The 12873-nt window shown below is 74.5% G+C and carries 9 protein-coding genes and 1 tRNA gene; 3 read left to right on the forward strand and 7 right to left on the reverse strand.

The genetic code is table 11. The features are described from left to right. The first annotated feature begins 151 nt into the window (after positions 1 to 151). Positions 152 to 1150, forward strand: a complete 999-nt coding sequence (locus IAG44_RS05690) for an ArsR/SmtB family transcription factor (protein WP_187746030.1) — start codon at positions 152 to 154, stop codon at positions 1148 to 1150. Between the two features lie 9 nt (positions 1151 to 1159). Here IAG44_RS05690 and IAG44_RS05695 read toward each other — a convergent pair whose 3' ends face one another. Next, on the reverse strand, positions 1160 to 1495 hold the full coding sequence (locus IAG44_RS05695; protein WP_187746031.1) for a hypothetical protein: 336 nt from the start codon (positions 1493 to 1495) through the stop codon (positions 1160 to 1162). A 216-nt stretch (positions 1496 to 1711) separates the two neighbouring features. Between IAG44_RS05695 and IAG44_RS05700 the strand changes: the two genes are divergently transcribed. Next, positions 1712 to 2644: an SMI1/KNR4 family protein gene (locus IAG44_RS05700; RefSeq protein ID WP_187746032.1), complete on the forward strand. Its 933-nt coding sequence runs from the start codon at positions 1712 to 1714 to the stop codon at positions 2642 to 2644. 195 nt (positions 2645 to 2839) lie between these two features. Here the strand turns inward: IAG44_RS05700 and IAG44_RS05705 are convergent, their stop codons facing one another. The 4 genes from IAG44_RS05705 to IAG44_RS43295 all read right to left on the reverse strand — a co-directional run bounded on the left by IAG44_RS05705 (position 2840) and on the right by IAG44_RS43295 (position 8107). Continuing rightward, positions 2840 to 3106 carry a hypothetical protein gene (locus tag IAG44_RS05705; protein ID WP_187746033.1) on the reverse strand — a complete coding sequence of 89 codons (267 nt, stop codon included), beginning with the start codon at positions 3104 to 3106 and terminating at the stop codon, positions 2840 to 2842. Then, the gene (locus tag IAG44_RS05710; protein ID WP_187746034.1) at positions 3073 to 3951 is read right to left on the reverse strand and encodes a sugar phosphotransferase; all 879 of its coding nucleotides are present in this window, start codon (positions 3949 to 3951) and stop codon (positions 3073 to 3075) included. Before IAG44_RS05710 ends, IAG44_RS05705 begins: the two co-directional genes overlap by 34 nt. 84 nt (positions 3952 to 4035) lie before the next feature. Further along, the gene (locus IAG44_RS05715) at positions 4036 to 5376 is read right to left on the reverse strand and encodes a chymotrypsin family serine protease (protein ID WP_187746035.1); all 1341 of its coding nucleotides are present in this window, start codon (positions 5374 to 5376) and stop codon (positions 4036 to 4038) included. Positions 5377 to 5614: 238 nt separating this feature from the next. Next, entirely contained in the window at positions 5615 to 8107 is a 2493-nt protein-coding gene (locus IAG44_RS43295; protein WP_246561521.1) for a LuxR C-terminal-related transcriptional regulator, read from the reverse strand. 136 nt (positions 8108 to 8243) lie between these two features. Here IAG44_RS43295 and IAG44_RS44210 point away from each other — a divergent pair, with 136 nt between their 5' ends. Then, complete coding sequence (locus tag IAG44_RS44210; RefSeq protein WP_187746036.1) at positions 8244 to 11525, forward strand: S8 family serine peptidase; 3282 nt, start codon at positions 8244 to 8246, stop codon at positions 11523 to 11525. A 268-nt stretch (positions 11526 to 11793) separates the two neighbouring features. Here the strand turns inward: IAG44_RS44210 and IAG44_RS05730 are convergent, their stop codons facing one another. Together IAG44_RS05730 and IAG44_RS05735 are read right to left on the reverse strand one after the other, a co-directional pair. Then, positions 11794 to 12540 carry a peptidoglycan recognition protein family protein gene (locus IAG44_RS05730; protein ID WP_187746037.1) on the reverse strand — a complete coding sequence of 249 codons (747 nt, stop codon included), beginning with the start codon at positions 12538 to 12540 and terminating at the stop codon, positions 11794 to 11796. A 257-nt stretch (positions 12541 to 12797) separates the two neighbouring features. Next, positions 12798 to 12871: transfer RNA gene (locus IAG44_RS05735), tRNA-Pro, on the reverse strand. Between the last annotated feature and the right edge of the window lie 2 nt (positions 12872 to 12873).

Here is a 12873-nt window from a genome sequence, read left to right on the forward strand (position 1 = left end):
GGTCCGCGCGATGTCCTCGTGCTCCAGCCTGTCGGGCGGGCGGAGTTTGGCGCCACCATGTTCAGCGGTGGCCTAAAAGGGCTGGTCGGCGGCGTGGCAGGGGTGAAGACTGGGCCCAGAGCTGCGGCCGACGGGGGATAGGGGCGCGCGCGTGACGCTTCGGGTTCACTTCACGGCCGACGACCTGTCCCGGATCCGACTCGTGCGGGAACCCGACCCGCTGTGGGAGACGGTGCTCAGCGTCGCCGTGCTGACGACGGCCCAGGGCCGGGCGGTGTTCGACCCGTGGCGCGCGCAGGTGCGGGCGGGGCTGCGCCGGCTGCCGTGCGCGGTGGTGCGGACGCTGCGCACGCTGGCGCCGCCGGTGGGCGCCTTCCCCGACTTCCTGACGCCCGCCGAGGCGTCCGACGGCCTGGAGGCGGGGCTGGACGCGGTGCTGTCCACGCCGCGCCGCCGGCTCCACCGCGAGGTGGCCGCGTTGCCGGGCGCGCCGCCCTGGACGCGTCCGCTGGCCGAGGGCGATCCGCAGGCCCTGAAGGAGCTGGGCGAGGCGCTGCGCACCTACCACCGCGCGGCGCTCGCCCCGTACTGGCCCCGGCTGCGGGCCCTCGTCGACGCCGAACGCGCCCTGCGGTCCCGGGACATGCTGGACGGTGGCAGCGAGGCGCTGCTCGCGGGGCTGGCGCCGACCGTGCGCTGGCGGCCACCGGTGCTGGAGGTCGACTATCCGGTGGACCGGGATCTGCGGCTGGCCGGGCGGGGCCTCGTCCTCGTCCCCTCGGTGTTCTGCTGGCGGCTGCCGATCTCCCTCGTCGACCCGGCGCTCCCGCCAGTGCTGGTCTATCCGATCGCCCGCCCGCCGGGCTGGTGGGCCGCCCCCGACCACACCGCCGGCCGGCGCGGCCTCGCGAACCTCCTCGGGCCGACCCGGGCCGCCTGCCTGCGCCTCATCGAGGACGGCTGCTCCACCGGCGAACTCGCCCGCCGGCTCGGCATGACCGCGCCCACCGCCAGCCAGCACGCCACCGTCCTCCGCGAGGCGGGCCTCACGGCTGCGACCCGCCACGGCAACAAGGTCTTCCACACCCTCACCCCTCTGGGCACGGCCCTCCTGCGCACCGGGCCGGGAGAGGACGCCCGGCGGTCCTGAACACCAGCCTCACTCCCCCTCGCCCCGTTCTCTTCCGCCCCCACCCCGACGACGCGCCCGCTCGGCGATCCCGCTGGAGATCCTGCCCCTGACCGAAGCGGCCCGATCGAGCGTGCCGTCGCCGAGGCTTCTGGCGGCACCGACCACCGCCGGGGACTTGGCCAGGTGCAACAGCACTTCGGCGTCGGCCAGTTCGGCAGCCGCGGTCATCCGCGCCACCAGACGCTCCGTGCCGCGCGCGATGAGATCCAGCCGGTTCTGCCGGGCGCTCCTGACCCCGAGGCGGTGCCGGTCCAGTTCGAGCACGGCCGGCGCGTCCTGGAGCCGGAAGCGACGGGCCGGCACAGCAAGCCACTCCTGAGCCTCGACCTCGACCGCCCTCGCCGCCCCGGCAAGTTCACCGATCCCGGCCTTCCGCTCCGCCTTCCCCGCGAGCGTCCCCGAAGCCCTCGGACGGCAGCCCCTCCGAGACGAGGAAGCGTTCGGCCTCCGCCCGACTCCCCGGTGAGCGCGGGGTCTACTCTGTGAGGCCCCCGTCCGACCCGTGAGGAGTGTCGCGTCGTGAAGGTCGAGATCCAGCCGGACGTGCACGAGACCGCGGCGCGGCTGGGGGCGGATGTGCCTTATGCGCTGAGGGCGTTGGTGGGGCAGTTGGTGGATGATCCTGATAGGGGGAGGCCGTCGGGGTTGCCGGGGATCCTGGATGTGGCGGTGGACGGCAGTATGTTCGACGACTGTCCTGATCTCAGCGTCGGGTACATCCGTGAGCCGGACCGGATCGAGATCCGGTTCCTGAGGGCGGCCGTCGGCGCTACAACCGGCCCGCCGCAGGAGCAGCGGGAGGAGGAGCGGCCCCGGCCGGCGGACCCTGTCGCCGACGCGCTCACCGTGCGGGAGGTCGCCGACGCGTGGGGACGTGTCACCGCGTGGCTGCGCCGTCACGCCCCCGACTCCTACGCGGCCCTCCGCCCCGGCGCGAGCGCCGCTGCCCTCGCCGCGTTGGAGGACACCCTCGCCGTCCCGATCCCCCTCGCGCTGCGCACCCTCTGGACACTGACGGCGGGTGACGACGGTGCCGGCGGCCGGGGCTGCCTGCCGGGCAACGCGGCGCTGATGGACCTGGACGCCGTGGCCGCCTGCCACCGTCGGAAATCGGACGCCCAGGCCCACCAGGACGCCCGCGCCGAGGACGAGCGCGTCACGATTTGGGAGCCGACCCGGATCCCGGTGGTCTCCCTGGGCCCGGCCGACACCACCTCGGGCCTCTACCTGGACACCACGACCGGCTTCCTGGGCCACTGGTCCCGTTACCGCGAAGTCCCCGGCGAAGAAGAACTCGACACCCTGGTCACCTACTTGGAGGAGATGGCCGACATGCTGGAATCCCCCGCCCTGGCAGGCCGCGACCAGCCCGGCCTGATCGGCGGAACGCTGGTGTGGCTCAGCAGCATCGACCCGGCCAGGGAAACCGGATGGCGTCCGGCGACCGGCTGACGCCACCGAAGAGCGAGCCGATCCGGCGGTCGGCGTCTTCCCGTACCGGCGTGACGGCGAACGCGTCGCGCCCGGCATGGAGCACACCCGCTCCGAACCGTCCGGCCCCTGTAAGGCCGTACGCCGGCGAGGCGAGGGGGAACAGGCCCATGCCCCGCGTGGAGACGGTCGTCGCGCCCCGCCGGCATCGTCACCTCAAGCCGCCAGGACCTTCTCCCCGACCGCGGCCGGAGCAGTGAGCCGCAGGCTCTTGAGGGCTACGGTCAACAGAACGGTGATCACGACCCCGCCGGCGATCGCGAGCAGGAAGAGCAGGGGCTTACCGGTGTCGCCGAGGGCGAAGGCGCCGCCGTACGGTGCCTTGCTGGTCGGCCCGAGGATCATGACGAGGGCCCCGGTCACGGCGCCGCCCGCCATGGACGCCGGGATCACGCGCAGCGGATCGGCGAGGGCGAACGGCACCGCCCCCTCGGGCAGGAAGGCCGCCCCGAGCAGCCAGCCCCCTTCGCGTAGTCGCGCTCCTCCTGGCTGAACAGAGAACGCCGCACCAGCGCGGCCAGCGGCAGGGCGAGCGCCGGGACCATGCCGGCCGCGACGACGGCGGCCATCATCGTCATGTTGAGGGTGCTGAACCGCGTCGGATCGCCGCCGCTCAGCTCCACCGCGCCGTAGGCGATGGCCGTCCGGGTGATCACCCCGCCGAGGTCGGCGCAGGCCATCGCGCCGAGGACGAGGCCGGTGGCGACGGTGTTCTCGAACTGGAGGGAGGCCAGTTCGTTGTGCAGCCAGCCACTCAAGGAGTTGAGCAGTTCCCCGATGACCCCGAGGACCAGGAACGCGGTGACCACGGTCGTCACCAGGGGGAACAGCCAGGCCGACGCGACACCGCGCCACCGGGCGGGAACCGTGACGCGTCCGAGCCCGAGGGTGACGAACCCGGCGCACGCCCCGGCGGCCAGCCCCGAGAGGACCCCGCCCTGGACCCCGGCGGCGGCCAGTCCGCCCACGGCCGCCGGCACCACCGCGGCCCGTCCGGCCAGGCTGTGGGCGACGAGTCCGGCGACCGCCACGGGGAGGAAGGCCAGCGCGGTGAGGCCGGTCTTGAGCAGCAGCGCCGCCCACGTGCGCAGTTGGGTCCAGTCGCCGGTGAACAGGAGCTGGGAGGCGCTGTCCGAGAGGTGCGAGCCACCGACGGCGAGCGCGAGGACGACCATGACGCCGGGTATCGCGACGAGCGGTCCGAGCTGGGGGGCGTAGCCGGTCAGCCGGGCGGCGAGCCGAGGGCCGGGCGGGGTGCGACGGGGCATGGGAAGACTCCTGGGGAAAGGGTGGGGACGTGCGGGGCGGCGGCACCTGCGGGCCACGGCGACGGCCGTGGCCCGCGCGAGGTGTCAGCTCGTCGTGATGAGTTCGGAGCCGAACTTCTGGAGGATGTCGTCCAGCTTCACCCCGACCATGTGGATCGTCTTCCGGCCGCAGCAGTTGTCCCAGAAGGCGCCCGCGTTCAGGCCCACGATGTAGGCCGCGATGCCGCTGCGGTCGGTGATGTAGATGGGGGCTCCGGAGTCTCCGGGCTTGGTCTCCAGCCCGTTGTTGTAGCTCGGGAAGTTGGTGCCGCCCTTCTCGAAGACGAAGCCGGAGTTGTTCTTGATGCAGACGTCCGTGCCCGGCCAGCAGATGTTGATCTGGCCGTTGGAGATCGGGTGGCCGCAGTGGTTGAAGCTGACCGCGCCGCTCACGCACACCTGAAGGCCGAAGTAGACCGGCTGCTTGCCGAAGACCCTGATGTGGCTGCCGCTGATCTGGCTGCCCCCGGTGTAGATGATCGGGGCGTAGTCGGTGCCGCTCAGCTCCTCGGCGTCGACGTCCGTGTCCCGCTTGTAGACCTTGCCCACATAGTTGCTGGTCGCGCCCCCGCTGTAGTTGCGGTTGTAGACGTTGACCCACCAGCCGTAGCAGTGCGCGGAGGTCAGCAGCTTGTCGCCGCCGGGCCAGTCCTTGACCGCGACCCCGCCGGTGCAGGTGTTTCCGCCGGTCGCGCCGATCAGCGCGTTCCCGCCCCAGAAGGGCGACCAGTCGGAGAAGCGGGTGTTCTGGGGCTCCATCCGGGACTGGGACGTCGCCAGCTGCCCCGGGTGCGCGTCGCTGAGCTGCTGGAGGGCCGAGTCGGGGGCGTCGCTGCGGACCTGGAGCTTGTCGCTCTGGGCGTCGTACTGCGCGGAGACGCCGTAGGTGGCCGCCTCGGGCGCCCACTGGCGGTCCGTGACCGTCTTGTCGAGGCTGTCCAGGGTGGCCTGGGTGAACTGGCTGGTCTTGACGGTGGCGTGCGCGTCGGCCGGGATCTGGGCGGTGACCTGGGCCTGCTCGTCGGCGGAGGTGCCGGCCGGCAGGACCAGGACGGGGGCGGAGGCGTCGCCGAAGACGCCCAGGGCCGCGTGGTCCTTGGCGACCTTGTCGAGCTGCTGCGCGGCCTGCTCCTCGGAGGTCGGCGCGGACGGGGCGGCGGAGCCGGCCGTGGACTCGGGGACGGTCTCCTTGGGCGCGTCGCTCGCGTCACCCGCGCCACTCGTGCCACCCGCGTCGGCCGACGGCGGCGCGGAGGCGGCCGGTGCCGCGGGCGGATCGCCCGCGTCGGCGTGGGCGGCGGTGGCGGGCGCCGCGAACAGGGCCGCGGCGACGGCGGCCATCGCGACGGCCTTCCGCACGCGCGCCGCTTCCGTTCTGATTCTCACGTCTTGCTCTCATTCTCGAAGCGGGCGGCGCGGGGCGCACGGGCGCCGTGGTCCGCCCGGGGAGCCGAAGCTGTCCGGGCCGGCGCTGCGCGGGCCGGTCCGGTCGGCGCGGGGAGCCGGCCGACGGCGGCGGTGTGAGGCACCGCCCGCCCGGGACGGACCCCTCGCGCAGGGCACGATGATGGCCGCGGGGTTCCGCGAGGGGATCCGTGCTTCTACCCATTTCCGCGCGGAGAGGTCACACGGCGGGTTCCCGGCGCTCGGCCCACCAGGCCGCGAGCTGGGCGCGGCGGCGCAGGCCGAGCTTGGTCAGGATGTTCTCGACGTGCCGGTCGACCGTCCTCGGCGAGAGGCTGAGCCGCGTCGCGATCCGCCGGTTGGTCAGGCCCTGGGCGACCAGCGCGGCCACGTCCCGCTCCCGCCGGGTCAGCGGTTTGACGGCGGTGTCGTCGTCCTCGTCCAGGGCCAGGGCGATGGCCTGGGCCGGCGTGTCGTACCGGCTGCCCTCCGCGAGGGCCTTGTCGCGGGCCTGCGGGCCCAGGGCCGAGGCGACGGCCTGCGCGCAGCGCGCGTGGTGGGCGCCGGACTCGGCGCCGGGGGCGATGCTGACGCCGCGGGCCAGCGCGCTCACGGCACCCAGCAGCAGCCCGGCGCGCGCGTGGGCGCCGCGCGCGGCGGCGATCCAGGCGAGCAGGTCCAGGGCGCGCGCGGTCGCCACGAAGTCGTCGAAGTCGCGCAGGATCTCCAGGGCCGCCCGGATGTGTGCCAGGGCCTGGTCGTGGTCGCCTCGGGCCCGCAGCTCGTAGCCCAGCGCCAGCAGGGCGTAGGAGCGGCAGTGCCGTTCGCCGTGGGCCTCGGCGAGGGCCACCGCGCGCCGGCCGGTGTCGAGGGCGCGCGGGTCGGCCAGCCGGCTCTGGGCGAGGGTCATCTGGAAGAGCCAGAACAGCGGCTGGGCGCTCTCGCCGGCGTCCTGGTGGGCGGCCAGCGCCTCCTCGAAGTGGGTGAGGGCCCGCGCGGACTCGTTCCGCAGGAGTGCCGAGGTGCCGCGCAGCCCCTGGACGGAGGCCAGGACGGACGGGCTCGCCAGCCGGTGGCCCAGGCGTTCGGCCTCGTCCAGCCGGCGCCGGGCCGCTTCCGGGTCGCCCTGGAGAAGGGCCAGCCAGGCGGCGGCGGACAGGGCACGCGCGCGGGGCAGGGTGGGCGCGGGTGCGGCGTCGAGCGCCCGGTCGAGGCGCCGGCGTCCCTCGGCGAGCAGGCCGCAGGCGCTCCAGTGGAAGCGCAGGGCGGCGGCCAGGGCGAGTTCGGCCTGCGCGTCGGCGTCAGTACCGGCGAGATCGTGCGCGTCAGCGTCAGTACCGGCAAGGCCGCGCGCGTCGGCATCGGTACCGGCAAGGCCGCGCGCGTCAACGTCAGTACCGGCAAGGCCGCGCGCGTCAACGTCGGCGCCAGCAAGGCCGCGCGCGTCAACGTCAGTACCGGCGAGATCGCGCGCGTCAGCGTCAGTACCGGCAAGGCCGCGCGCGTCGGCATCGGTACCGGCGAGGCCGCGCGCGTCGGCGTCGGCGCCGGCGAGGCCGTCGCGGTGGTCCAGGGCCAGGCGCAGGTTGGCGTGTTCGGCGCGCAGCCGGGCCAGGGCCTGCGGCTGGCCGGGGCCGTACCAGCGCTGCGCGAGGCGTTCGGCGAGGGCGAGATAAAAGTCGCGGTGGCGGCGCGCCAGGCGCTGCCGGTCGGGTTCGGTGAGCCGGGCGTGTCCGTACTCGCGCAGGATCTCCGGGAGGTGGTGGCGGGGCGGTCCGTCGCCGTCGCGGACGACCACGACGGACTGGGCGACCAGGCGGTCGAGGAGTGCGGGCACCTCGGCGGCGGTGATGCCGTCGCCCGAGCAGACGTCGGCGGCGGCGTCCGCGCCGAAGCCGTCGCGGAAGACGGACAGCCGGTTCCACAGCAGCCGTTCGGCGGGGGCGCACAGTTCGTAGCTCCACTCGACCATGCCCCGCAGGCTGTGCTGGCGCGGCGGCGCGGTGCGGCAGCCGCCGGTCAGCAGCGCGAACCGGTCGGTGAGCCGTTCCACGGCCACGTCGAGGGTGAGGCTGCGCAGCCGGGCCGCCGCCAGTTCGATGGCCAGCGGGAGCCCGTCCAGCTCCGCGCACAGCCGGACGGCCCGGTCCCGGTTCGCGTCGGTGACGCGGAAGTCCGGGCGGACGGCGGCGGCCCGGTCCTGGAGCAGTTCGACGGCCTCGCCGTCGGCCGGCAGCGGCGCGAGGGCGTGCACGTGTTCGCCGGGGACGGCCAGGGCCCGGCGGCCGGTCGCCAGGACGCCGAGCCCGGGGCAGGCCGCGAGCAGTGCCGTGACCAGGTCCGCGCTCGCGTCGGGGAGGTGTTCGCAGTTGTCGAGGACGACGAGCGCCCGGTGCCGGGCCAGCTGACCGATGAGGGCGTCCAGCGCGGGCCGGGTGCCGAGGTCGGGGAGGCGGAGCGCGCCCAGAGCGGTCGCGGCCACCGTCGAGGGGTCGCGCACCGGGGCCAGGTCGACCAGCCACACGCCGTCCGGGTAGGCGGCGGCGCAGAGGCCGGCCACGTGCAGCGCCAGGCGGGTCTTGCCCACGCCGCCCGTGCCGGTCAGCGTCACCAGGCGCGCGGTGCGCAGCAGACGGCGGACCTCGGCCACGTCACGCCGCCGGCCCACGAAACTCGTCAGGGGGGCCGGGAGGTTGCCTGCGATGGGGGTCACGCCTCACCTCGTGCGTCACGGACGTCCCACGAGCCTATCCGCTCACGCCTCTTACGCCTCGTGGAGAACCGAACACGCGTGCCGTGCGTGATAGCGGTGAACGCAGGGGCACACAGACACGAGCGGGGGGACGCGAGTGGGATCGACAGCACGCGCGAGAACGGCGGCACTGGCCGCCCTGGTGGCCGGGGTCCTGGTCACGGGTGAGGCGACGGCCGGCGGTGAACCGGCGCGGGCCGCGGGCGTCGGGGCGCGCCCCGCGACGACCGTCACCCTGATCACCGGGGACCGGGTGGCCGTCGGCGAGGACGGCCGGGTCGCCTCGCTCGTCCGGGGCGAGGGCCGCGAGAAGGTCGGCTTCTCGGTGCGGCGCGCGGGCGGCCACACCCACGTGATCCCGCAGGACGCCCTGCGCCTGATCGCCGACGGGGTGCTCGACCGGCGCCTGTTCGACGTCACGCGCCTGGCCGCCGACGGCTACGGCGACGCGCTGCCGCTGATCGTCTCCTACCGGGGGCCCGCCATGAAGACGGCGGCCCGCGACCCGTTCGCGGGGCTGGCCGTCCGGGAGCGGCGCGCGCTGCCCGCCGTCGACGGCGAGGCGTTCGCCGTGTCCGGGGCCGCGACCCCGGCCCTGTGGAAGGCCGTCACCGGCCGCGCCTCGGCCCGGACGGCGGACGGCGCGAGCGCGCCCGTGCGGCCCATCACCCGGGTCTGGCTGGACGCGAAGGTCCGGGCCTCCCTCGCCGAGAGCGTGCCGCGCATCGGCGCACCCGCCCTGTGGAAGTCCGGTCAGACCGGCAAGGGCGTCACGGTGGCGGTCCTGGACTCGGGCGTGGACGAGACCCACCCGGACCTCAAGGGCGTCGAGGTCACGCAGAAGAACTTCAGCGGCGCCCCCGACGTCAAGGACCGCTACGGGCACGGCACCCACGTGGCGTCCATCCTCGCCGGCAGCGGCGCGCGGTCCGGCGGCCGGTACAAGGGCGTGGCGCCCGGGGTGCGGCTGCTGGACGGCAAGGTGCTGGCCGACGACGGCTTCGGGGACACCTCGGGCATCGTGGCCGGCATGCAGTGGGCCGTCGACCAGGGCGCGCGGGTGGTCAACATGAGCCTGGGCTCCCTCGACTCCCCCGGTACCGACCCGATGGAGGCGGCCGTCGCCCGGCTGTCCGGCAAGGCCCTGTTCGTGGTGTCCGCCGGCAACGACGGCGCGAAGCCCGGCACGATCGGCACGCCCGGCAGCGCCCCGGCCGCGCTGACCGTGGGGTCCGTGGACAAGCAGGACCGGATCGCGGACGACTCCAGCCGCGGCCCGAACCTCGACGGCACGCCCAAGCCGGACATCACCGGCCCCGGCGTCGACATCACCGCCGCCCAGACCACGCAGGGCTCCGAGCCCGCGGGGGACGGCTACGCCGTGCACAGCGGGACGTCGATGGCGGCCCCGCACGTCGCGGGCGCCGCCGCCCTGCTGCTCCAGCGGCGCCCGGAGCTGAGCGGGGCCCGGCTGAAGTCGCTGCTGACCGGCTCGGCCGAGCCGAATCCACGGCTGAGCGCGCACGAGCAGGGCGCGGGCCGGGTGGACGTGGCGCGCGCGGCGGGCGCCCAGGTCGTCGCCGAGCCCGGCTCGCTCGGTTTCGGCATGCAGGCGTGGCCGCACAGCGACGACAAGCCGCTCTCCCGGACGCTCACCTACCGCAACCTGGGCACGCGGCCGGTCACCCTCCGGCTGAGCACGTCCGGGACCGCCCCGGCGGGCATGTTCACCGTCAAGGACGCGCAGCTCACCGTCCCGGCCGGCGGCACCGCGACGACCTCCGTCGTCGCCGACACCCGCAAGGGCACCCTCGACGGCGTCTTCGGCGGCACCGTCCTCGCGGCGGGCGACGGACAGCAGGTGCGCACGGGGCTCGTGGTGGAGCGCGAGGTGGAGTCGTACGACGTGACGGTGCGGCACATCGACGCCGACGGGGCGAACCCGGCCGCGTACACCACGACGATCACCTCCCGGGGTGAGGGCGGCGGGTACGTGGAGCTGCCGTACCGGGCGGACGGCACGGTGGTGCAGCGGCTGCGCAAGGGGAGCTACCACCTGGACAGCCTCGTCTTCGCGGCGGACAACACGCCGGGCTTCTTCGTCCAGCCGGTGCTGGAGGTGAACCGGACGCTCACGGTCACGCTCGACTCCCGCAAGGCGAAGCCGTTCACGGTGAAGGCGCCGGATCCGGCCGCGAAACCCGTCACCTCGAACGTCGGCTACTTCGACCCGAGTTCCGGCGTGGGCAACTCCTGGTCGTCCGGCGGGGCGCCGCCGGTGCGCACGCTGGCCCTCGGCCCGGTGTCCCCCAGGCTCAAGGCCCAGTTCAACGGCGTGTGGAAGGCGCCCGGCGCGGCCGGACAGAACGTCGACCACCGGTTCGCCTTCCACCGCACGGGCAGCTTCTTCACCGGCCTGAACCGCACCGTCACCCGGGCCGAGGTCGCCGAGGTGAAGCTCGGCTTCGGCGCCTCCGCCGCCGGCGTCAGGGGCCGCGTCCACATCACGCCGCTGGACCCGGACGGGGACACGGCCGGCATCGCGGAACCGCAGGAGCAGAAGCTGCCCCGGTCCACCACGCACTACCTGAGCGCGGACGGGGTGCGCTGGTCGTGGACGGCGGCGCAGGTCGACGCGCGCGGCGAGGCGCGGGTGGAGTACACGAAGGAGCGGGTGACGTACAAGGCGGGCTCCAGCCAGGTGCTGCGGTTCAACACCGGTGTCGTCGGCCCCGACCTCGCGGCGAAGGGCCCGCAGGGTGCCGACCGGACCGGTGACCTCATCAGCGCGCGGATCTCGCTGTTCAACGACGGCAGCGGCAATCCGGGGACCTCGGTCGTCGCCAAGGGCTTCGCGCGGCTGGAGTCCGGCGGGCGGGTCCTCGGCGAGGGGCCGGCCACGGAGTGGCTGAGCACGGAGGTGCCGGCCGCGTCCGCCGCGTACCGGCTGACCGTCGAGGGGAGCCGGGCCGCCGTCGACACCGCCACCAGCACCAAGGTGTCGGGCGTGTGGACGTTCACCTCCGCCCGGCCCGCCTCGGGCGCCACGGCCCGGCTGCCCCTGTCGACGGTGCGGCTCGCCCCGCAGCTCAGCCTGCGCGGCACGGCTCCGGCGGGCGGCACCCTCACCGTTCCGCTCCGGATCGGCGGACCCGCCGCCGGGGCCGGACAGGTCGCCGCCCTGGCCGTGCACGTCTCCTACGACGCCGGGCGCACCTGGAAGCCGCTCACGGTCACCACCGACACCAAGGGCGCCCGCTCGGTGACCGTCAAGCATCCCGCCACCGCCAAGGCGGCCACCTTCCGCGTCGACCTCAAGGACAAGGCGGGCAACACGGTCCGCGAGACCATCACCAACGCGTACCTGCTCGCGCCCTGAGACCGCCCGTGCTCTGATCCGGCTGGCCGGCCGGTTGGTTGGCCGGTCGGCCGGCCGGCTGCGGGCAGGGGCCGGTGCGAAAACGCCGTCACGGCACGGCCGGCCGTATCAGTCGGGTGCCGGAGCACGCCGACGGACGTACCGGCTGCCGGGCCGGCGTCAGAGCCCACGCCGTCGCGGGCTCTCTCACGGCCGGCTGCGGGACCAGGCCCTCGGCCGGCTCGCGCACCCCGCCGACGGCACCCTCGGCCGTGGACGGTCCTCGCTGTCAGCCGACGGTCAACTGGTCGACGTCCCTGCGGAGTTGCGGAAGGTCGGCGTGGAGCGTGCCCGGGCACTGGGTCGCCGCCCAGTCCCGGTGCCCGCTGATGGCCGCGACGGTCCGGGTGACCCCGCTGACCGGGTTGCGGTAGACGACGGTGGCGAGCGGGTCGACCGAGTGCCGCGCGGCGAGTTCGGCCAGGAGCTGGACGAGGGAGGCGCGGGCCGCGGCCGACACGGGCGTGTCGGTGAACGTGCCGAGCAGCGCGATCCCGAGGTTGCCGGAGTTGTAGCTCCCGATGTGCGCGGCGGTGACGAGACGTCCGGCGGCGTCGTGCGCGGGGGTGCCGTCGGTGCCGGACCAACGTCCCTCGTAGACACGGCCGTTCGCGTCTATCAGGTAGTGGTAGCCGAGGTCGCCGTACCCCTTGCCGACGGCGTCGTTCCGGTAGATCGCGCGGACCCTCGCCGCCGGGTCGGGGTTGCTGCTGCCGTCGGCGGTGTGGTGCAGGGACAGGGTCTGGAGCGGGTAGTACTCCGGCGGCCAGATCTCGGTCCCGCCGGCGGTGAACCGCAGCGATTCGTCGGCCCCCCAGGCGGCTCGGGTCACGAGGGGGTAGGCGGCTCGGGCGAGGGGGCCTGCCGACGCCGGGCGGCCGAGGGCCAGGGTCGCGGCGGTGCCGAGCGCTCCGAGGAGCACAACTCTGCGGGGCGACACTGCTGAGCGGGAGACTGACTGTTCCGAACGTCCCATGGTGTGGCCGGTCCTCTCCTGGCGTGGTGCGCTGTCGTGGAACGAGCCGGGCTGACTCCGCTCAACAGCCTGTCGGCTGCGCGGAGTTGGCGCCAGACTTCGGCAACGACCCTTGAGTTCTGGTCACCGAACCAGCGGAGGCACGACTCCGGCCGCCCGAGGAAGCAGTCCCCCTGGTCCCCAAGAGGTCCCCAGAAATGACCAAGAGGCCCCATCGGATCTCTCCGACGGAGCCTCTGACCTACCGACTTCTTCAGTCGGGACGACAGGATTTGAACCTGCGACCCCTTGACCCCCAGTCAAGTGCGCTACCAAGCTGCGCCACGTCCCGTG

Source organism: Streptomyces roseirectus, from assembly GCF_014489635.1.
GTDB lineage: Bacteria > Actinomycetota > Actinomycetes > Streptomycetales > Streptomycetaceae > Streptomyces > Streptomyces roseirectus.

Coding starts and splice junctions, on each gene's coding strand:
- IAG44_RS05710 (WP_187746034.1), bottom strand. CDS start 3,951: ATGCCCCGTCGCACCCCGCCCGGCCCTCGGCTCGCCGCCCGGCTGACC.
- IAG44_RS05730 (WP_187746037.1), bottom strand. CDS start 12,540: ATGGGACGTTCGGAACAGTCAGTCTCCCGCTCAGCAGTGTCGCCCCGC.